The organism is Ochrobactrum sp. XJ1, from assembly GCF_024701725.1.
GTDB classification, from domain to species: Bacteria; Pseudomonadota; Alphaproteobacteria; order Rhizobiales; family Rhizobiaceae; genus Brucella; species Brucella anthropi.
This window is the reverse complement of record NZ_VDGD01000003.1, coordinates 306,796-328,098: the sequence shown is the minus strand read 5'-3', so window position 1 is coordinate 328,098 and position 21,303 is coordinate 306,796. Positions and strand designations below refer to the sequence as shown.

Here is a 21,303-nt window from a genome sequence, read left to right as displayed (position 1 = left end):
AACAGATTTTCATCTGTCTGCTTCTGCTTTCTAAATTTTGTCTTTCGTATCGTGTCTCGCGACGCGATGCGCCACTTTGCCAAGGAATGCCAGTCATGCCGCTCGACATCAAGAACGGTTCGTCGGACCAGAAGACTTCCATGCGTGGACGCGGCGAATTCATCGCGCTCATCGCGGCGATCATGGCCATCAATGCGCTGGCGGTCGACATCATGCTGCCCGGCCTGCCGCAGATCGGTGCAAGCCTCGGCGTTCAGTCGGAAAACCACGTCCAGTTTGTCATCACTGCCTATCTGCTCGGGTTTGGCGTTTCGCAGCTCTTCTACGGCCCCTTGAGCGACCGCTTCGGCCGCAGGCTGCCGCTGTTCGCCGGGCTCGTCATTTATATTCTGGCAGCTCTGGGAGCGGCCATCGTCACCGATTTCACGACGCTTATCATCCTGCGTGTCTTGCAGGGGCTTGGCGCTGCTGCCACGCGCGTGATCGCCGTATCCGTCGTTCGCGACAAGTTCGCCGGGCGTCAGATGGCCGAGGTCATGTCGCTCGTCATGATGGTTTTCATGATCCTGCCCGTTGTTGCGCCCGCAACCGGCCAGCTCATCATGCTTTTCGGCGAATGGCACCTGATCTTTCTGTCAATGGCTTTCATGGCATTTGTCATCGGTATCTGGGCGTTTCTTCGCCTGCCCGAGACCCTGCCTGCTACCAACCGGCGCCCGCTGACGGTCAAGAGCGTGATTGGCGGTTTCGGCATCGTTCTTTCGAACCGCGTCGCCCTGTTTTATATGCTCGGCACCTCGTTCATTCTCGGCGCGCTGTTCGGCTATATCAACTCGGCTCAGCAGATTTTCGTCGACATCTACAAGCTCGGCGCCTTGTTCCCATTGGCTTTCGCTGCCGTCGCCATGACGCTGGCGCTCGCCTCGTTCATGAACTCGCGCCTGGTCGGTCGTTACGGTATGCGGCGAATTTCCCAGACCATGTTGCTGGTCTTCACCAGCTTCAGCCTTTTGTGGATGGTACTTTCGGTCACGATGGAAGGCCCTGTTCCCTTCCCGATCCTGATGGCGATCTACATGACCATCATGTTCTCGTTCAGCCTCGTGACCGCCAATTTCAACGCACTGGCGATGGAGCCGCTCGGCGAAGTTGCCGGAACCGCCTCCTCGGTTCTGGGCTTTGCTCAAACGGTGATCGGTGCGGCATTGGGCGCGATTATCGGTCAGGCCTTTGACGGCACCACAACGCCGGTTGCAACCGGCTATTGCGTGCTCGGATTTGTCGCCCTCGGCTGCGTTTTGATAGCTGAACGCGGACGGTTGTTCAGGGTGCAGAACCCGCCCGCAGAACACGTGATCTGATCGATTTCGCGATGCCAAAACAATAAAGGCCCGCCGATGTAGCGGGCCTTTCGTATTGGATAATACTCTGACGGTTTTATTCTTCCCACAGCGCGGCGTGAATGGATTGCCAGCTGTCCTTGCTGGGCGCAGCCAGAATGCCGCCGCCGGTATGTGACGGCAGATAATAGCTTCCATCCCAGCGCGCGAGATAGCCACCGGCTTCCTGATGGATCAGCGCACCGGGCAGATGATCCCACGGCATCAGCTTGTTGTAGACCACGAAATGCGCGCCGCCGGTGGCGAGGATGCGATATTCGTGCGCTGCACAGCGATAGCCGATCTGGGACAGAAATTTCGTATGATTACGCGCCAGACGCGACCGTGTCGGCTCAGCCGTGTACTGCCAGGAAATCGAACCGGTCATCTGGTTGATAGAAGTCGGTTCGGCAACGCCGACCTTGCTCACATCTCCATTGGCGTGGCGGATGTAGCTTCCGCCTCCCTTTGACGCCATGATCCAGTCATTACCGACGGGGTCATGAATGATACCGGCAACGGTTTCGCCTTTCGACACCACCGCAAGCATGACACCAAAGAGCGGAACACCAGATGCAAAGTTGAAAGTGCCATCGACCGGATCGATTGTGAAGGCAAGCTCCGCATCATCGAGGCCGGTCAGCAAAGCCGGATTGTCCGAGCAGGCTTCCTCACCGACGATCACCGCATCGGCAAAGCGTTCCTTGAGCTTGGCAGTGATGAACCGCTCAGCATTCACATCCGCTTCCGTCACCAGATCGGCGGGTGACGTCTTCTGCCGGATATCACTGACGTCCAGCCTGCGAAACCGGGGCATGATTTCCTGACGCGCCGCATCTGCCAGCAAATCGGCCAGCCAGTCCATCTGTCCTTCGTCAAACCGCATGGTCACCCTCTCCCTCGCCATTCAGCATCAGTCCTGCAAAATCGAACAGTTTGCGATCCAGCAAATGGCTCGGACGCACATTCGTCATGGCACGGATCATCGTGTCCTTGCGCCCCGGCATACGCTTTTCGATGTCGGTCAGCATGGCTTTCATCGCATTGCGCTGCAGCCCTTCCTGACTGCCGCACAGGTCGCATGGAATGATCGGAAACTGCATTGCGGTCGCAAATTTCTCCAGATCGTCCTCCGCAGCATAAGCCAGCGGGCGGAACACCATCAGGTCTCCTTCGTCGTTCAACAGCTTCGGCGGCATCGCAGCCAGACGCCCGCCGTGAAACAGGTTCATGAAGAAGGTTTCGAGAATATCTTCCCGGTGATGGCCAAGAACGATCGCCGAACAGCCCTCTTCACGCGCAATGCGATAGAGATTCCCCCGGCGCAAACGCGAGCAGAGCGAGCAATAGGTGCTGGTTTCAGGCAGCTTATCGGTCACAATCGAATAGGTATCCTGATATTCGATACGGTGTTCGATTTCATAACGATTGAGGAAATCCGGCAGAATGTGCTTGGGAAAGTTCGGCTGCCCCTGATCCAGATTGACCGCCAGCAGCTCAACCGGCAGCAGGCCGCGCCATTTAAGATCGAGCAGCAGCGCAAGCAGGCCATAGGAATCCTTGCCACCCGAAAGGCAGACCATCCAGCGCTCGCCGGGCTTCACCATCGAGAAATCCTCGATAGCCTGCCGCGTCAGACGCAAAAGACGTTTGCGCAGCTTGTTGAACTCGACCGTGGTCGGCACATCGCGGAATAGCGGATGACAGCCGTCGCTGCCCGCGTCTTCTGCAATATCTGGATCGAAAGCGTTCATGGTGCTTCCCGGAAAAACGATTGAAGATGTTGAAGGCTTAATAGCGAAAACTGGCTGTCGGGAAAACCGTCAAACAAGATTTCTTTATGATTGCGTGCATCAACACACGTCGACCACCGTTTGCCAGCAAAAATGTATGAGTGTTTGCAGCTGCCTTTTGCTCTAGAACTTATGCAGGCATTCACGGATGAGATATCTATGGCTCAGTATGTTGGTTCTATAAGTGTTCTTCGGCCAAAGCCGCACATCATCGCGCTCCGAAAACTGTCCTTACTGTTATTCATTGGAGCATTGTTGTCGGCCTGCGCCACATATCATTCCGACCGGCAGATTGACGATACGCTCGGCCCTCCCGGCCCCATCGCCAAAGTGCCGGGATAAAAGCAAAGAAAAAGCCGCGCTGCAGTACAGAGCGGCTTTTCGATTTCGGCATATATCCAGCGCGCCAGAGCGCGCCTGGAATTAACGCGAATAGAATTCGACGACCAGGTTCGGTTCCATCTGGACAGCGTAAGGCACATCCGTCAGGGTCGGAACGCGGGAGTACGTCGCAACCAGCTTGTTGTGGTCTACTTCGATGTAATCCGGAACATCACGTTCTGCGAGCTGAACAGCTTCGAGAACGATAACCAGCTGCTTCGACTTTTCGCGAACTTCAACAACGTCACCGGTCTTCAGGCGGTAGGACTGAACGTTGACGCGGCGACCATTCACATTCACGTGGCCGTGATTGATGAACTGGCGGGCAGCAAAGATCGTCGGAACGAACTTGGCGCGATACACAACTGCGTCAAGACGCGATTCCAGCAGACCGATCAGGTTTTCACCGGTGTCGCCCTTGCGGCGAGCGGCTTCTTCGTAGGTCTTGCGGAACTGCTTTTCGGAGATATCGCCGTAGAAGCCCTTGAGCTTCTGCTTTGCGCGGAGCTGTACACCGAAGTCCGACAGCTTGCCCTTGCGGCGCTGGCCGTGCTGGCCCGGGCCATATTCACGGCGGTTTACAGGGGACTTCGGACGGCCCCAGATGTTTTCGCCAAGACGGCGATCAATTTTGTACTTAGCGGATTCGCGCTTGCTCATCGCATTTCCTTCAAAAGGTTATAGCGCCCGGAGGCGCTGGAGGAAACGCGCCCTCCTCTGCCCTCCGTTTGAGAGGACTGACAGGATGAAGCGCGCGAGCGCAATCTTCATCCACGGGACACGTCAAATGAAACGCCGGTGCGAGAACGCGCCAGCGATGGGCGGCTTTTAGTCATGCAGCTGTTATCTTGTCAAGCTCAAGCAGTCGAAAAAGCCTGAAAAACCGGACCGCTGAAGGTGTTTCCTACCATTTGCTACGACCTGCCATCAAGCGTGAAGGAACGCCATCGCCTGTTTCATCATTAGTCATGACGGATCCGCAATTCATGAGGCATCAATGGTTTTGTCTTTTTTCCTGCCCGGCAAGGGTGCATTCACCGCTCTGATTGCCTTGGGCCTTGTTGCGATGCCGTGTTTTTCCGGCATCGATTCCGATCAAGCACAGGCGCAAACTTTCATCGAACGCATCCTGAAACAGGACGCCCAAAAGGCAAAACAGCATCGCAAACGCCCGGCGGTAAAGCGCAGCCAAAAGAAACCGGCTTCGAAACAGCAAACGGCAACGCAATCTGAAAGCGCTCAGGCAAAAGCCGAAACCAAACCTGCTCCCATGATACCCGTTCCGACGCCTGCCCCTCGCCCGGAAAATACAGCAACCAAGGGGGCAGAACCGGAAACTCCACCCATTCCAACGGAAAAGCCGGAGGCAGAACCCGAAAATCAACCGCTGGCCAAGCCTGCTCCTACAACCCCGACCCAGGCAGCCCCGCCAAAACCGGCTGATAATCCGAAGCCGATGGACGAAAAACCGCAAGAAGCGAAACCCGGTCCCGATCAACAGCCAAAGGCGGAAAAGGACGAGCGCGTCTATCAGGTATCCTGCCCGGCGCTGATAGCCGGAGAAGTAGAGGGCAAGCTGCTGCCTCCGATCAAGAATGGCGAGCAATGCGGCGCTCACTCTCCGTTGTCACTGACCGCCATTGGCAAGGACGCCCCTTTGAAATTTGCCAATGCCGTCACCACAAATTGCGCAATGGCAGTCACGCTGGCGCAGTGGAGCAGCGAGGTGACCAAGGCAGCCAAAGATGTTTATGGACCGGATTCGAAAATCGCTGAAATCGGCACCGGCTCGGACTACCAGTGCCGGAAGGTCAACGGCGCGTCCACAGGACGCGTTTCCGAACACGCCTTTGCCAACGCGCTCGACATCATGTCGTTCAAGTTTTCGGATGGCAGCAAGACGGAACTGGAAAGCGGCTGGAACGGCACCAACAAGGAGAAGGCTTTCTGGCGCGCCGTGCATAGCGCGAGCTGCAAGCTTTTCATGACAGTAATCGGCCCGGACGGTGATGCCGCACATCGCACCAACATGCATCTCGACCAAGGCTGCCACGGCAAATCCTGTCTTGCGCGCATCTGCCAATAAGATATCGTCGTAACCGTTGGAAATTCATAAAAAAATCAGAATCGCGTCTGTAATCTCTATTTCATTATCGATTCAATTCCGCCGCCCGCCACCGAGCGACGGGTTTCCAGAAGGACATGGGCATGAAATCGACCAAGTTTATAATTTCTGCAATTTTAGCACTGGGCTTCACCACCGCCGCGAATGCAGATTCCGTCCCGAAAAGATCGAAGGATTTTACGGGCAACTATCAGACACTCGTGAAGGATCAGCAAGCGGCTCCACAGGTCGCGGATTGCGTTGCCAGCGCTTATGATTACGTCAAGAAAAGTAAAAAATATGATCGTCTCGGCTTCACCAAAGATGATATCTCTTCGGCAGAAACCAATGATAAGTCTGCGAAATTCAGCACCAGCGACCCACGCAAGGTTTCGGCTGTCATCTCGGTTCCCGGTGAAGCACGCACCAAAGGCGCATCAACAAAATGGGATAGCGTCACGCTGCGCTGCGGCATTACCGATGGCAAGCTGAAAGCAATCGAGCTGGCTCCGAACAAATCTGGCAAGTAACCATCTGGCCAACGCGGCGAGTGCCCGACGGCGCTCGCCAATTCTATTCAGTGTTTTTTCTTGTCATCTACGTGTTCCGGCAAGCCTTTGCGCTTTGTTTCGGCAAATTCCTCCAGTTCTTTCTCGGTCATCGATTCATACATTTCCTTCGACGCACCGAAGAGTTCGCTTTTCTTGATTTCACCGCGTTTGGCAGCAAGCGCAGCGCCAGCGGCTTTCTGTTGGGCCTGGGATTTCGCGGGCATCAGACTTCTCCTGTTTGAAAGACAAACGCAAACGGACCAAGGCCGGTTCCTTTTTATTCAACGCTTCCATCAAAACGTGAGCGGGCGTCGCGAAGAAAATCGCGGTTCCTGACGGCCCATTGCCCCAGCACGTCGATAGGCACAGCAAGAGAATGTCCAAGTTCAGTCAGCGAATACTCCACTTCAGGCGGAGAAGTCGGGCGCACACGTCGAGACACGAGGCCATCCCGCTCCAGCGATCGTAGCGTAACGGTCAGCATGCGCTGTGAAATACCCTCAATGGTCCGTCGCAACGCATTGAAACGCATCGAGCCTTCCTGAAGATTGAAAATGACGAGAATGCTCCACGTGTCGCCAACCCGATCCAGCACTTCACGTATCGGGCAAGAACCGTCACCATCGTTTTCGAAGGCAGGTGTCGACGAAAGCAAAGGGGTTTTCCCGTCAGGGCGTGTCGGTATTGTCATCTTTTTCTCCACAAAAACCGGTTGGCAGACCGGCGTTTTCTCCATCGGTTAAGTTAGAGAGTTTCACCAGATTACGCATCAGTCATGCGTCATAACACACGTAAAAACAAATAGTTAGAGCAGCTTCATCGTTCCGCTTCGACCGGAGCATCTCTGAACACTTGCCTTTGAAGCGGTTACTTTGGTGTATCCTGCTCATGTAAAAGTGCGTTCTTCACAAGCATGATGGCACCACATATGTAGTTATCAGAAATAACCTGATTATGAATCATACCTTAATTCGTTTGATACGAGAAGGTCGAAAAAAGGAGAATGCCATGACCAAGATCGCACTGATCGGCGCAACGGGTTTCGTAGGCGCTGCAATCCTCAAGGAAGCTGTTGCACGCGGCGACGAAGTTACCGCACTCGTTCGTCATCCGGAGAAAGTCGAAAAACTGCCTGATGTGACGGCGGTAAAGGCCGACGTGTTGGATACCGACGCGCTTGCAAAGCAGCTTGCAGGGCATGACATCGTGATTTCCGCCTACAATGCGGGCTGGGGCGACAAGGACATCCGCGAAAAGCACATCAACGGCAGCCATTCCATCACGGAAGCCACCAAAAAAGCAGGCATCAAGCGTCTTATAGCAGTCGGCGGCGCAGGTAGCCTTTCGATCAATGGTAACCAGTTGGTCGACTCGCCGGAATTCCCTGCCGAATGGAAGGAAGGCGCGCTCGGCGCCCGTCAGGCACTCGACGACCTGCGCGGTGAGAAAGAACTGGAATGGTCATTCGTGTCACCGGCGATCATTCTTCAGCCGGGCGAACGCACCGGAAAGTATCGTCTCGGCGACGACGAACCGGTGTTCGATGACAAGGGTGAAAGCAAGATTTCAGTTGCTGATCTGGCCGTCGCCATTCTGGATGAAGCTGAAAAAAGCCAGCACATTCGCAAGCGTTTCACAGCCGCCTACTGATGCCAATCACAAAAACGCCATGTTTTCGACAGGCGTTCGCCGCAAAATCGGTGGTGAAATACGCACATCACCACCGGTTTTTCGCGCAAACTGAACGCAAAACGGGTTTACTGCCGCTTTGCCTTAATTGGAGCCGCATCTTTTCCGATAACCGTTTCACACTTTTCGGGATGCGCTCTCACTCACACCAGTTCCACGTCCACGACGCCCTGAATGGCTTTCATGGCGCTGGCGATCTGCGGGCTGACGCGATAGCGATGCGGCAGCTCGATCTCGACTTCACGCTGGCCGTTATCCTTGATGACGATGAGGCTCACCTGCCCGTCGCCGCGCGTGTTGAAATGCGGTGCGATATGACGAACCGCATCGGCCGAGCGCAGGTAAAGCCGCAACGCCTTCTGCATACGGCAGGCCTCGTCTTCGAGCGACTGGACCGTCTGGATGCGCAAGCCGATACCTTCGGGGCGATTTTCCGCCTGAACCGTGATCACCACCGACTTGCCGCTCTCCAGAAGGTCGCGATATTGCGCCAGCCCTTCTGAAAACAGCACCGCTTCGAACTGGCCGCTGGCATCGGACAGTTGCACAATGCCCATCTTGTTGCCGGTGCGTGTCTTGCGTTCCTGCCGAGCAGTCACGGTGCCCGCCAGACGACCGGCATTGGCGCCGCGTTTCACAGCTGCTGAAAAATCTGCCCAGCTTTGAACACGCATGCGGTTCAGCACATCGCGATATTCATCGAGCGGGTGGGCTGACAGATAGAAGCCGACCGCCTGAAACTCCCGATGCAGCATTTCCGATGGCAGCCAGGGAGCCGCCTGCGGCAGGATAAGCGTTTCCTTCGGAGCGCCTGACAAACCAAAAATATCGGACTGACCGCTTGCGGCATTTTCCTGCGTGCGCTGGGCAAAGCCCATGATGCGGTCCATGCCCGCACTCATGGCCGGGCGCTCACGACCGAAACAATCCATCGCACCGGCATTGATGAGACTTTCCAGCACGCGCCGGTTGACGATGCGCGGATCGACCCGCTCGCAGAAATCCTCAAGGCTTTCAAAAGGTTTCTCGGCGCGCACATCGACAATATGATCGACGGCGGCCTCGCCGACGCCCTTGATGGCGGCAAGCGAATAGAAAATCTGCTTTTCGCCGACTTCAAACGGACGGAAGGACGTCATCACCGAAGGCGGCACGACCTCAATGCCCAAACGGTTCGCCTCGCGGCGGAAATCGTTGAGCTTGTCGGTGTTCGACATATCGTAGGTCATCGACGCCGCGATGAACTCGACTGGATAGTGGGCCTTCATATAGGCCGTCTGGTAGGACACGATGGCATAGGCTGCGGCGTGCGACTTGTTGAAGCCGTAGTCAGCGAACTTGGCCAGCAGATCGAAGATCATGTTGGCCTGCGCCTTGTCGACACCGCCCTCAATCGCGCCATCCACGAAGCGGACGCGCTGCTTGTCCATTTCCTCGCGGATCTTCTTGCCCATGGCGCGACGCAAAAGGTCAGCTTCCCCGAGCGAATAGCCGGAAAGCACCTGTGCGATCTGCATCACCTGTTCCTGATAGACGATAACGCCCTGCGTTTCCTTGATCAGGTGATCGATCTTCGGGTGAATGGAGGCAATCTCCTCCTCACCGTTCTTGCGCGCATTATAGGTCGGGATGTTCTCCATCGGACCAGGACGATAAAGCGCCACAAGCGCGATGATATCTTCGATCCGGTCCGGGCGCATACCGAGCAGCGCCTTGCGCATACCCGCACTTTCCACCTGGAACACGCCGACGGTTTCGCCGCGCGACAACATCTCATAGGTCAGTTCGTCGTCGAGCGGCACATGGGATAGGTCAATCTCAACGCCCTTGCGCGCTACCAGTTTGACCGCCGTTTCAAGAACGGTCAGCGTCTTGAGACCAAGAAAATCGAACTTGACCAGTCCCGCCTGCTCGACCCATTTCATGTTGAACTGGGTGACAGGCATGTCGGAACGCGGATCGCGATACATCGGGACCAGTTCCGACAGCGGACGGTCACCGATCACGATACCGGCGGCATGGGTCGAGGCGTGGCGGTAAAGCCCTTCAAGCTTGAGAGCCATATCCAGCAGCCGTCCGACCACCGGCTCTTTCTCACGTTCCTCATTGATCTTCGGTTCTGTGTCGATGGCTTGTGCCAGTGACACTGGATTGGCCGGGTTTTGCGGCACCAGCTTGCAGAGACGATCGACCTGACCGTAAGGCATTTCCAGAACGCGACCGACATCGCGCAGCACAGCGCGTGCCTGCAGGGTTCCGAATGTGATGATCTGGGCTACCTGATCCCGCCCGTACTTTCCCTGCACATAGCGGATCACCTCTTCACGGCGGTCCTGACAGAAGTCGATATCGAAGTCGGGCATCGAAACGCGATCCGGGTTGAGGAAGCGTTCGAAAAGCAGCGAGAACCGCAAAGGATCGACGTCGGTAATCGTCAGCGCATAGGCGACGAGCGAACCGGCACCCGAGCCACGGCCCGGCCCGACCGGAATGCCATGGGCTTTCGCCCATTTGATAAAGTCCGCAACGATCAGGAAGTAGCCCGGGAACTTCATGCGGGTGATGATGCCGATCTCGTATTCAAGACGTTCGGCATATTGCTCCGTCGTATAGCCTTCTGCGAGACCGACGGTCTCCAGGCGCATCTTCAGGCCTTCGCGGGCCTGCCGCGCCAGCTCGTCGGCTTCCTCCTGAACGGCGGCCTCCGCATCATCGGATTCGCCGGTAAACCGTGGCAGGATCGGTGCACGGGTCTGCGTGTACCAACTGCAACGCTCTGCAATTTCGACGGTGTTGTCGAGCGCTTCCGGCAGATCGGCAAAAAGCGCAGCCATTTCCGCACGGCTTTTCATGTGATGGTCCGGCGTCAGGCGGCGGCGATCATCGTTTGAGAGAATCTGGCCTTCCGCGATGGCAAGAAGCGCATCGTGAGCTTCGAAATCTTCCGCCTTGAGAAAGAAAGCCTCGTTGGTGGCCACCAGAGGCAGATCCATCTCATAGGCAAGCGCGACGGTCTTTGCTTCCAGCGCACGGTCGTAACCTGCCTGACGCTGCAATTCGACATAAAGCCGGTCACCAAACGCTTCACGCAGGAAAGCAAGTCGCGCCTCTGCCCTGTCGGGACGGTCGGCGGCAAAAGCGCGACCGATTGGTCCCAATGCGCCGCCGGAAAGAACAATGACGTCTTTCGACAATGGTGGCAGCCAGCTTGCTTCGACATGCACCGGATCACCTGCCGGTGTTTCCAGAAACGCGCGACTGACGAGCCGCACGATATTCGCATAGCCCTCTTCCGTTGCAGCCAGCAGCACAACTGGAGCGAGGTCCAGCGCGACACGGCGATTGACGCTGCGGCCATTATCATTGTGATCGCCGAAGGCGATATCGACCTGACAACCGATGATGGGTTGCAGCCCGTCTTTCGATGCCTTCTGCGCAAATTCAAGCGCACCGAACAGATTATTGGTGTCGGTGACTGCGATAGCCGGCGCCTCGTCGGCAATCGCCTGTTTGATGATCTTGCCGAGCGGCAATGCGCCTTCCAGCAAGGAATAGGCCGAGTGTACCCGCAGGTGCACAAAACGTGGCGTCAAAGCACCGTCTTTTGCTGCATTACCTGCTGCTACGTCACTCATTCCATCGACCCCGATCATCTGCTGAGCCGCCCGGATGGACATACATCCGGCGCTCTAAATCCAAGCATCACGCTTTCCGAAAACCGATTCCGATTTTCGGGCCGATGCAGTAGCCGCCTGATAGCACATTGCTTGCAAGATGGGCCACACGCATGGCCCATCGCGGCTGGCGACTCTGTCGCCTGATAGCATCAGTTTCGGGGAATGATATGGCGATGTCCAGTAAGACTATCGCCACCTTGCAGCGGGTTCACAAGAACCAGCCAGAGCATCTCCAATTTTTCCGGGGTCATCGGAAATGCCCTATTGTTTTCACGCATGTCTATATCCCAAAATCGGTTCCCACTTTTGGGAGACATGCTCTATTTCCTTCAGATCGCACTCACCCAGATGGCGAAAGTTGCAATAAACAGGCTTACCGAAATGAAAGACAGAACGTCGTGGACGAGATCGGTCATGTTGGAAACTCCTCTGTGTTCACGTATGTTTATTTTTTGTTCTATTTTTGTTCCAAAGTCAACACCCGTTCTAGCCCGTCATTCATTTTAGGGTTTACGAATAGTGAATATACAACCGCAGACGCTGGCTGCGTGAGCGGGGAACGAAAGCGCCATATTCAGGCGGAGACGCACCTCGCCCTTCGAGACGCCACCTGTGGCGGCTCCTCAGGATGAGGTGCTGGGAGCGCTTCCAAGACCACCCCGAACGCCAAGACACTTGTACGGGAATATGGTCCTGCAAGCCTATACCGCCCGATCAAACGCACGTCAGAACAAATGGGTGGAGCAGAGGTCCTGTTCGAGCAAACCGGAACGCGCAGGCAGCGGAACCGCACCTCGCCCTTCGAGACGCCACCTGTGGCGGCTCCTCAGGATGAGGTGCTACTGTGACCTGAAAGGCTTACAGATCGACGACCTTGCCGTCCTTCAGCGTGACGCGCCGGTCCATGCGGCGGGCGAGTTCGTGATTATGGGTCGCGATCAGAGCCGCAAGCCCCGACTGACGCACGAGGGCCTCAAGAGCTCCGAAGACGTAAGACGATGTCGTTGGATCGAGGTTGCCGGTCGGTTCATCCGCCAGAAGAACAAGCGGCGCGTTGGCAACGGCGCGGGCAATAGCAACGCGCTGTTGCTCGCCGCCGGAAAGTTCCGACGGGCGATGCGAAGCGCGCTTGCCGATCTTCATATATTCAAGAAGCTGCTGCGCACGCTCTGCTGCGGCCTTCCTGGACAGGCCGCGGATCATCTGCGGCATCATCACATTCTCCAGCGCGGAAAATTCCGGCAGAAGATGGTGGAACTGATAAACGAAACCGACGTCGTTGCGGCGCACAGCCGTGCGCTCATCATCGGACAATTTGCTGCAGGAACGCCCGTCCAAGAAAACGTCTCCGTTGTCGGGACGCTCCAGCAGGCCTGCCGTGTGCAGCAATGTCGACTTGCCCGCGCCCGATGGCGCGACAAGCGCAACCATTTCGCCACGACGAAGTGTGAAATCGGCATCCTTCAGAATGACCAGTTCGCGGTCGGCTTCCTTATAGGCGCGGCCGACACGCTCCAGCCGCATGATGATTTCAGCCGCCATTTATTCGTACCTCAATGCTTCGACCGGATCGAGCTTGGCAGCGCGCCAGGCCGGGAAAATGGTGGCAATGAACGAAAGCACCAGAGCCATGACGATAACGGAAATCGTTTCGCCGGGGTCCATCTTCGCAGGCAACTGGCTCAGGAAGTAAAGTTCCGGGTTGAAGAGCGTGGTTCCCGAGAGCCACGAGAAGAACTCCCGCAGGCGCTCGACATTGAGGCAGACGACAACGCCCAGAACAACACCGGCTATGGTGCCGGTGACGCCGATGGCAGCACCCGTCATCAGGAATATGCGCATTACGGCGCCACGGGTTGCGCCCATGGTTCGCAGGATTGCGATATCGTGCCCCTTGTCCTTCACCAGCATGATAAGGCCGGAAATGATGTTCAGCGCCGCCACGAGCACGATCAGCGTCAGGATCATGAACATGACATTGCGCTCGACTTCCAGCGCCGAGAAGAAAGTCTGATTGCGCTGGCGCCAGTCGACAAGCGAGAGCTGACGTCCCGCTGCCTCTTCCACCGGCGCGCGCATCGCATCCACCTTGTCGGGATTATCGACAAAGATTTCAAGCGATTGCACCTTGCCTTCCTGATTGAAGAAAAGCTGCGCCTCGGACAGCGGCATCATGACAATCGACGAGTCGTATTCCGACATGCCGATCTCGAAGATCGCGACAATCGGATAGGCCTTCACGCGCGGATTGACGCCGAACGGGGTCACATCGCCATCCGGCGAAATCACCCGTAGCGTATCGCCGATTGAAAGGCCGAGATTTTCGGCCATGCGGGTTCCGATGGCGACGCCGCCGCCCTGATCGAAGCCCTGAAGCGTGCCCTGGCGAATATTGCCTGAAACGAGCTTGAGCTTGTCGAGATCCTCTTCACGAAGACCGCGCACCAGTGCACCCGTTCCTGCGCCGATATTCCCCTGGACGAGCGCCTGCCCTTCCACCACGGGAATGGCGAACCTGATGCCGGAAATACCGTCGATCCGCTTGATGAGATCGGCATAATCATCCAGCGGACGGTCAATCGGCTGCATGATGAGATGGCCATTGATACCGAGAATTCGCGAAAGAAGCTCGGCACGGAAACCGTTCATCACCGCCATGACGATGATGAGGGTCGCCACGCCCAGCATGATGCCGGTGAACGAAAAACCGGCAATGACCGAGATAAAAGTCTCGCGGCGGCGCGCGCGCAGATATCGCCAAGCGATCATCCGTTCGAAAGCCGAGAATGGACCTGACTTTGGAGCCTTTTGAGCTGCCTTTGCCTGATCCCCGGATTTTGCTGCCGCCGCGCTGCTCATGCTTCTGCCGTCAACAGATTGATCGCAGCTTCAACGCTCAGGCTCTGGCGTTCACCGGTCTTGCGATCCTTGATCTCGACTTCACCGGCGGCAACGCCACGCGGGCCAACGATCACCTGCGTCGGCAGGCCGATCAGGTCCATCGTGGCGAACTTTGCACCCGGACGGTCATCCGTGTCGTCCAGCAGAGGATCGACGCCTGCATTGGTCAGCGCTTCGTAGATCTTCTCGCTTACAGCGTCGCAGCCTTCGTCGCCCGGCTTCATGTTGACGATACCGGCACCGAACGGCGCGATGGCTTTCGGCCAGATGATGCCCGCATCGTCGTGGAAGGCTTCAATGGCTGCCGCAACAAGGCGCGACGGACCGATGCCGTAGGAACCCATGGAAACCAGATGTTCCTTGCCATCCGGGCCCTGCACTTTCGCGCCCATCGGTTCGGAATATTTCGTGCCGAAATGGAAGATGTGCCCCACTTCGATGCCACGTGCCGAGACCTGTTCTTCCGGCTTCACCTTGGACCAGTCGGCCTCGTCGTGCATTTCGTCGGTTGCCGCATAAGGCGTCGTCCAGCGATTGACGATATCGGTCAGCTGCGCATCGTTGCGGAAATCGGTGTCCGCGCCCGGCACGGCCAGATCGAGATAGGCCTTGTCGCAGAAAACCTGGCTTTCGCCGGTTTCGGCCAGAATGATGAATTCGTGGCTGAGGTCGCCGCCAATCGGTCCCGTATCGGCGCGCATCGGGATGGCCTGCAGGCCAACACGTGCAAAAGTGCGCAGATAAGACACGAACATGCGGTAGTAAGCCATTTTCGCGCCCTCATAATCGAGGTCGAACGAATAGGCGTCCTTCATCAGAAATTCGCGCGAACGCATGACGCCGAAACGCGGGCGCACTTCGTCGCGGAACTTCCACTGGATGTGGTAGAGATTGAGCGGCAGATCCTTGTAGGAGCGCACATAGGAGCGGAAAATGTCGGTGACCATTTCCTCATTGGTCGGACCAAAGAGCATATCGCGCTCCTGACGGTCCTGAATGCGCAGCATTTCCTTGCCATAGGCATCGTAGCGACCGCTTTCGCGCCACAGGTCTGCGGACTGGATGGTCGGCATCAGGATTTCATTGGCGCCCGCGCGGTTCTGCTCTTCACGAATGATATCGCAGACCTTGTTGAGAACCTTCAGACCGATCGGCAGCCAGGAATAGATGCCGGCCGACTGTTGACGGATCATGCCCGAGCGCAGCATCAGCCTGTGGGAGACGATTTCCGCCTCCTTGGGGTTTTCCTTCAGAATAGGCAAAAAATACCGCGACAGACGCATCGTAACCACCAATCAAGAGGGACTGCCTGAGTGCTTCAAGAATCAGGCAAAAATTAAGCATATTTGTCGGTTTCTTACCGGGTTATACACCGGTTGGAAACCCGCTTGAAAAAGCTTTCGCGATAGCGGATTTCCCCATCCACAACCATGATCGCCTGTCGAAAGAACCAGAGACGCGAAATGCAGCTTCCGGATTCACATTCAAATTCAATATATTACAGATATATCACTCTCATTCGGGAAAATTTGCGAAAGAAATATGACGCCATAGAAGATTTTTCGTGACAAAAGCTGTGCAGTTCGCTATTTTTTTCAGCATAAGAGCAACAACGGAATAAAACCGTTGGTTTCACGCGGTCAAAGTCTTGGGAGGATGGATCCAGGCGCGACTTTCGCAGCCGCCAGTCAAATGGAAACGGATCGAACGCGTATTTGATTAGCAAGGCGAAAGCCTTGCTTTTTTTTTGAACTTGCAGCACCTCCATGCTTTCCGCAGTTTCCCTATTTTATAGCTTGCAATAACACATTGATTTTGTGGGATTTATCGCAACGCCCTCTGCGCATTCAAGTATTAAATTTCACTTAAGTATAAATCGATTTATATGAAGAACATTGCTCAGGGAGCGCTATCGCTGTCACAAATGACGCCGGGTTGTGCTGTATCGTAAATTCAATACGTTACGCCAACAAGCTCGATATCTGACGCAACCCATGGTAGGCGCGTCCACTTTTCTTTATACAAAGGAAAGGCTGCCTATAATTTAGGCAGCCTCAAAAATTCATGTCGGAACGTGAACGAATGCTCAGGTCAGATCCGGGAAGAAATGCGGGATATCATCGAGGCCGAAACCGCTGATCTGCGTCACATAATAATAGAGCAGGAAGATGAGTGTTGCGACGATGGTCGTCCGCAGAAAGGCACGACCGATGCGTGGTTTTGCCGGAGCGCTGGCCACCGTGCCCAAAGTCACTTCGTTTTCTTCAGCCTGGGTGCGCAAGCCAACCGGCAGTAGCGCAAACAGCGTCGTCCACCAGATGATGAAGTAAATCGCGATTCCTGAAACCAGAGACATGATTACACCTCTTCCAGTTCGATCAGTGTGCCGTTGAAATCCTTGGGATGCAGGAAAAGAACCGGCTTGCCATGGGCGCCGGTCTTCGGTTCGCCATCTCCAAGGATACGCGCACCCTCCGCCTTGAGGCGGTCGCGAGCGGCAATTATGTCCGCAACCTCATAGCACAGATGGTGCATCCCGCCGGAAGGATTCTTTTCCAGAAACGCCGCTATGGGCGACCCCTCACCCAACGGTTCCAGCAATTCGATCTTGGTGTTGCCGACGTCGATGAAAACCACGGTTACGCCATGCTCAGGCAGTGCCTGCGGCTCGGTGACTTTCGCACCGAGCTTGCCGCGATAAAGCGCTGCCGCGGCATCGATATCCGGAACGGCAATCGCCACGTGGTTCAAGCGTTCGAGCATCAGCACCTCCCATGCCGGTCATTTTGCAATCCGTATGACTACCGTATCCTATTCACGAATACGGTCACTACCGGCTTTTTGCCCCATGCTTCATTTGCCGCAGCGCGAACGGCACGGCGCACGGACTCCCGGACAAGCTCGATATCCTTGCGGCGAACGCGCGGAATGCTGTCGATGGCCTCGATGGCTGCATCCAGCAGGATGTCTTCCAACAGATCGCCCTGTGCGTTTTCCTCCGGCACCCCGAAAGTCACAAGGTCGGGCTCATCGATGATCTTGTGTTCACGGTCCAGCAGCACCGAAACGGCGACATGACCGACATAAGCGAGCTTGCGACGCTCGACCATGCCGATTTCTTCCTCGTCACCGATCAGCTTGCCGTCCTTGTAAATCCGGCCAACCGGCGCTTCATCGATAATCTCCGCCTTGCCGGGTGCCAGACGCAGCATGTCGCCGTCACGCACCTGCGCGACCTGCTCGATGCCCTCCATCGCGCCAAGAGAACCTTGCGCGACCAGATGAGCGGCTTCGCCATGCACCGGCACCAGAATTTGCGGACGAACCCAGGAATACATGCGACGCAATTCGCTGCGCCGTGGATGGCCCGACACATGGACCAATGCATCCTCATCACCGATGATCTTGATACCGCGATCAATCAGGCGGTTCTTGATGTCGAGAATGGATTTTTCATTGCCCGGGATGGCGCGCGATGAATAGATGACCGTATCGCCCGCCGTCAGCGCCAGGCTGCGCATTTCGTCACGCGCCAGTTTGGCGAGTGCCGCGCGCGGTTCGCCCTGACTGCCGGTAAGGATCATCACCACGTTCTCACGCGGAATATAGCCGTAATCCTCTTCGCTGAGATATTCCGGTAAGCCTTCCATATAGCCAAGTTCTGTGGCGACGGAGATGGCGCGCTTCATCGAACGCCCAACCACCAGCACCTGACGGCCAGCATCGCATGCTGCTTCGGTAATCGACCGGATACGACCGACATTGGACGAGAAAGTGGTGATGGCCACACGACCGCGCGCATTTTCAATCAACTCGCGCAGGCTCTCGCCCACCTGACGTTCCGAAGGAGACTCGCCCTCGCGCAAAGCATTGGTGGAATCGCAGATCAGCGCCAGAACGCCTGCATCACCGATAGCGCGGAAACGCGCCTCATCGATAACCGGTCCGAGCGATGGTTCCGGGTCCATCTTCCAGTCACCCGTATGCACGACCGTGCCGAGCGGTGTCGTAATAGCCAGCGAAACCGGCTCGGGAATGGAGTGGGTTACTGCGACAGCTTCAAGCTTGAAAGGCCCGACTTCGAATTTCTCGCCTGCCTTGTAGATCGTGATTGGAATTTCGGGCGCGCCGTGTTCCGACTGTCGCTTGGCTTCAAGCAGACCGGCGGTGAATGGCGTCGCATAAACCGGAACCTCCAGGCGCGGCCACAGATCGAGCAAAGCACCGAAATGGTCTTCATGCGCATGGGTGATAACGATGCCGCGCAGATTGTGCTTTTCAGCCTCGAGATATCGGATATCCGGCAGGATGAGATCCGCACCCGGCTGTTCAGGCCCCGCAAAGCTCACCCCCATATCCACGACAAGCCATTCACGGTTATCCGCAGGACCGAAGCCATACATGGCCAAATTCATGCCGATTTCGCCTACGCCGCCAAGCGGCAGAAAGACGAGTTCAGTAGTATTGGATCGGGCCATGAAATTTCCTCTGTGATTAATCCCGCCTTGCGGCATCAACTGGACCTAAAGTTGTCCTGTTGCAACCCTAGCAAGACAAAACAAAACAATTATTTGCGTATTGTAGCAGCAGTTCCGAAATAGACATCGCCAGCCGTTACCGCAACTCGCGAACCTTCGTCCTCGCGAATAACAAAACGGCATGCCTCATCGATTGTCTCAAAACGACCTTCGATGATACGGCCTTCAACCTGCATGGTTACATTCTGGCCAAGGCCATGCGCGCGCTGCAGCCAGCGCTTGCGAATATCGTCGAGACCGCGCCCTTCATTCCAGACGCGATAGTTGACCGACCAGGCATCCGACAAGGCTGCAAACAAAGTCTCGGCATCGCATTTGCTGCCGAGAGCCTGCAACGACGTTGCTGCATAAGGCAGATCATCGGGAAAGGCGACCACATTGGTCCCGATACCGATGGCAACGGCGAACAAATTCTTCGCCAGAATGGACGATTCAAGCAGGATGCCGCTGAGTTTCGCGCCATTGACCAGCACGTCATTCGGCCATTTCAGGCCGATTGTCGGCGGCACGGCAGGCCCTGTTGCAGCGAATACCGCATCAAGTGCATCGGCAAGCGACAAGCCGGCAACAAAACCAAGCGTCGCAGCCGTCTTCATTTCATAGGATTCAACAAGAAGCAGCGTGGAGGCAAGATTGCCTTCCGGCGTAGACCAGGCACGGCCCCGTCTTCCGCGACCGCTTTCCTGTTTCTTCGTAACAAGCCAGAGCTTGCCCGGATCACCGCTGGCTGCCCGTTCCAGAGCAACCGCATTGGTGGAACCTACCGTCTCGAAAGTTTCGAGACGGTAGCCCTCATTTGCCGCAACAGGCGAAAGCGCAAAACTCATTTATGCTTCCGCCTTTTGCATTAATCAGAAAAACGTCTTGGCTGCGGCTTCGGCAAATCCGCCGATCGGACCAGCAAGGAAGACGTAGAAGAGCACGAAGGCACCCGTTACGCCGAGAACGAGACGAAGCTCGCCTGCGACCGGAACGAAACCACCCGTCGGCTCATCGAACCACATGATCTTGATCATGCGCAGGTAATAGAACGCGCCCACGACCGAAGCCACGATACCGATGATGGCAAGCGGATAGAGGCCTGCTTCGACGGCAGCAAGGAAGGTGTACCACTTGCCGAAGAAACCGGCGAGTGGCGGAATTCCGGCGAGCGAGAACAGGAAGATAGTCATGATCGTTGCCAGCACCGGATTGGTGCGGGACAGACCGGCCAGATCCTCAATGCTCTCCACATTGCCGTCCTTGGTGCGCATTGCAAGAATGAACGCGAAGGTGCCGAGCGTCATGGCGAGGTAGATTGCCATGTAGATCATCACGCCCTTCACGCCGATCACCGTTCCGGCGGCCAGACCAACGAGCGCATAGCCCATATGGCTGATCGAGGAATAAGCCATCAGGCGCTTGATGTTACGCTGGCCGATGGCGGCAAACGCACCGAGGACCATCGAGGCAAGCGCGATGAAAATCACGACCTGCTGCCAGTCATGGGTGACCGGAGCAAAGGCTTCGGAGACGACGCGGATGATGAGCGCCATGGCAGCCATCTTCGGGGCGGCGGCAAAAAATGCCGTTACCGGGGTCGGCGCGCCTTCATAGACGTCCGGCGTCCACATGTGGAACGGAACGGCAGAAATCTTGAATGCCAGACCGGCCAGAATGAAGACGAGACCGAACACCAGACCGAGTTCACGCTGACCGCCGGAGACGGCCTGGGCGATTTCGGTAAAGCCGATGTGGCCGGTGTAACCGTAGACGAGCGAAATGCCGTAAAGCAGCATGCCCGAGGAAAGCGAACCGAGAACGAAATATTTCAGACCAGCTTCCGTCGAACGGACGCTATCGCGGTTGAATGCTGCCAGAACGTAGAGCGCCAGCGATTGCAGTTCGAGACCGAGATAGAGCGACAGCATGTTGGATGCTGAAACCATCAGCAACATGCCGAGCGTGGAAATCACGATCAGGACCGGGAACTCGAACTTGTCGAACTTCTCCGCCTTGGCGAAGCCGACCGACATGATCAGCGTCACGATGGAGCCGATCAGCGTCAGCACCTTCATGAAGCGGCTGAAGCTGTCATTGACGATGGCACCGCCGAATGCGGCGCCGTTCGTTGGGAAAAGGACCACCAGAGCCAGCGCTGCAATAAGCACCGCGACGGATAATCCGTTGACGAGCGTGGTCGCCCGTTCGCCGGAGAACACGCCAATCATGAGCAGTGCCAAGGCGCCTACAGCAAGGAGAACCTCCGGTGCTGCAAGGGTCAGATGAGCTATCAGATCAGTCTGCATGA

General features: G+C 56.3%; 18 protein-coding genes. 4 read left to right on the top strand and 14 right to left on the bottom strand.

Annotated features, from left to right (window positions below; genetic code table 11):
* Window positions 1–95: 95 nt before the first annotated feature.
* Entirely contained in the window at window positions 96–1,361 is a 1,266-nt protein-coding gene (locus FG152_RS07085; protein WP_010661200.1) for a multidrug effflux MFS transporter, read from the top strand.
* Window positions 1,362–1,437: 76 nt separating this feature from the next.
* Here FG152_RS07085 and FG152_RS07080 read toward each other — a convergent pair whose 3' ends face one another.
* The 3 genes from FG152_RS07080 to rpsD all read right to left on the bottom strand — a co-directional run bounded on the left by FG152_RS07080 (window position 1,438) and on the right by rpsD (window position 4,213).
* Window positions 1,438–2,265 carry an inositol monophosphatase family protein gene (locus tag FG152_RS07080; RefSeq protein ID WP_036586845.1) on the bottom strand — a complete coding sequence of 276 codons (828 nt, stop codon included), beginning with the start codon at window positions 2,263–2,265 and terminating at the stop codon, window positions 1,438–1,440.
* A complete protein-coding gene (gene ttcA / locus FG152_RS07075; protein WP_012092244.1) occupies window positions 2,255–3,133 on the bottom strand; it encodes a tRNA 2-thiocytidine(32) synthetase TtcA in 879 nt (292 codons plus the stop codon). Before ttcA ends, FG152_RS07080 begins: the two co-directional genes overlap by 11 nt.
* Before the next feature lie 462 nt (window positions 3,134–3,595).
* Window positions 3,596–4,213 carry a 30S ribosomal protein S4 gene (gene rpsD, locus FG152_RS07070; RefSeq protein ID WP_010661196.1) on the bottom strand — a complete coding sequence of 206 codons (618 nt, stop codon included), beginning with the start codon at window positions 4,211–4,213 and terminating at the stop codon, window positions 3,596–3,598.
* Window positions 4,214–4,619: 406 nt separating this feature from the next.
* Between rpsD and FG152_RS07065 the strand changes: the two genes are divergently transcribed.
* Together FG152_RS07065 and bspC are read left to right on the top strand one after the other, a co-directional pair.
* Entirely contained in the window at window positions 4,620–5,639 is a 1,020-nt protein-coding gene (locus tag FG152_RS07065; protein WP_247644262.1) for an extensin family protein, read from the top strand.
* 122 nt (window positions 5,640–5,761) lie between these two features.
* Window positions 5,762–6,187 (top strand): type IV secretion system effector BspC, encoded by a 426-nt coding sequence (gene bspC, locus FG152_RS07060; RefSeq protein ID WP_010661194.1) that lies wholly within the window; start codon window positions 5,762–5,764, stop codon window positions 6,185–6,187.
* A 47-nt stretch (window positions 6,188–6,234) separates the two neighbouring features.
* Here the strand turns inward: bspC and FG152_RS07055 are convergent, their stop codons facing one another.
* Both FG152_RS07055 and FG152_RS07050 read right to left on the bottom strand, forming a co-directional pair.
* Window positions 6,235–6,432, bottom strand: coding sequence for a DUF3008 family protein (locus FG152_RS07055; RefSeq protein WP_029925012.1), 198 nt, complete (start codon window positions 6,430–6,432; stop codon window positions 6,235–6,237).
* 53 nt (window positions 6,433–6,485) lie between these two features.
* The gene (locus tag FG152_RS07050) at window positions 6,486–6,899 is read right to left on the bottom strand and encodes a winged helix-turn-helix transcriptional regulator (RefSeq protein ID WP_029925014.1); all 414 of its coding nucleotides are present in this window, start codon (window positions 6,897–6,899) and stop codon (window positions 6,486–6,488) included.
* A gap of 317 nt (window positions 6,900–7,216) precedes the next feature.
* Between FG152_RS07050 and FG152_RS07045 the strand changes: the two genes are divergently transcribed.
* Window positions 7,217–7,858: an NAD(P)-dependent oxidoreductase gene (locus FG152_RS07045; RefSeq protein ID WP_498985608.1), complete on the top strand. Its 642-nt coding sequence runs from the start codon at window positions 7,217–7,219 to the stop codon at window positions 7,856–7,858.
* 182 nt (window positions 7,859–8,040) lie between these two features.
* Here FG152_RS07045 and dnaE read toward each other — a convergent pair whose 3' ends face one another.
* From dnaE to nuoN, 9 genes are all read right to left on the bottom strand, one after another.
* Window positions 8,041–11,532 (bottom strand): DNA polymerase III subunit alpha, encoded by a 3,492-nt coding sequence (gene dnaE / locus FG152_RS07040; protein ID WP_036586904.1) that lies wholly within the window; start codon window positions 11,530–11,532, stop codon window positions 8,041–8,043.
* 900 nt (window positions 11,533–12,432) lie between these two features.
* Window positions 12,433–13,116: an ABC transporter ATP-binding protein gene (locus tag FG152_RS07035; protein ID WP_010661189.1), complete on the bottom strand. Its 684-nt coding sequence runs from the start codon at window positions 13,114–13,116 to the stop codon at window positions 12,433–12,435.
* Entirely contained in the window at window positions 13,117–14,433 is a 1,317-nt protein-coding gene (locus tag FG152_RS07030) for a lipoprotein-releasing ABC transporter permease subunit (RefSeq protein WP_010661188.1), read from the bottom strand.
* Window positions 14,430–15,758: a proline--tRNA ligase gene (gene proS / locus FG152_RS07025; RefSeq protein WP_036583674.1), complete on the bottom strand. Its 1,329-nt coding sequence runs from the start codon at window positions 15,756–15,758 to the stop codon at window positions 14,430–14,432. The genes FG152_RS07030 and proS overlap by 4 nt, the downstream gene beginning before the upstream one ends.
* A gap of 803 nt (window positions 15,759–16,561) precedes the next feature.
* Window positions 16,562–16,831, bottom strand: coding sequence for a DUF1467 family protein (locus FG152_RS07020; protein ID WP_012092254.1), 270 nt, complete (start codon window positions 16,829–16,831; stop codon window positions 16,562–16,564).
* A gap of 2 nt (window positions 16,832–16,833) precedes the next feature.
* The gene (gene mce, locus FG152_RS07015) at window positions 16,834–17,238 is read right to left on the bottom strand and encodes a methylmalonyl-CoA epimerase (protein ID WP_006471802.1); all 405 of its coding nucleotides are present in this window, start codon (window positions 17,236–17,238) and stop codon (window positions 16,834–16,836) included.
* A gap of 38 nt (window positions 17,239–17,276) precedes the next feature.
* Entirely contained in the window at window positions 17,277–18,953 is a 1,677-nt protein-coding gene (locus FG152_RS07010; RefSeq protein WP_498985602.1) for a ribonuclease J, read from the bottom strand.
* Between the two features lie 89 nt (window positions 18,954–19,042).
* Entirely contained in the window at window positions 19,043–19,840 is a 798-nt protein-coding gene (locus FG152_RS07005; protein WP_036586852.1) for a biotin--[acetyl-CoA-carboxylase] ligase, read from the bottom strand.
* Between the two features lie 24 nt (window positions 19,841–19,864).
* The gene (gene nuoN, locus FG152_RS07000) at window positions 19,865–21,301 is read right to left on the bottom strand and encodes an NADH-quinone oxidoreductase subunit NuoN (RefSeq protein WP_010661183.1); all 1,437 of its coding nucleotides are present in this window, start codon (window positions 21,299–21,301) and stop codon (window positions 19,865–19,867) included.
* Between the last annotated feature and the right edge of the window lie 2 nt (window positions 21,302–21,303).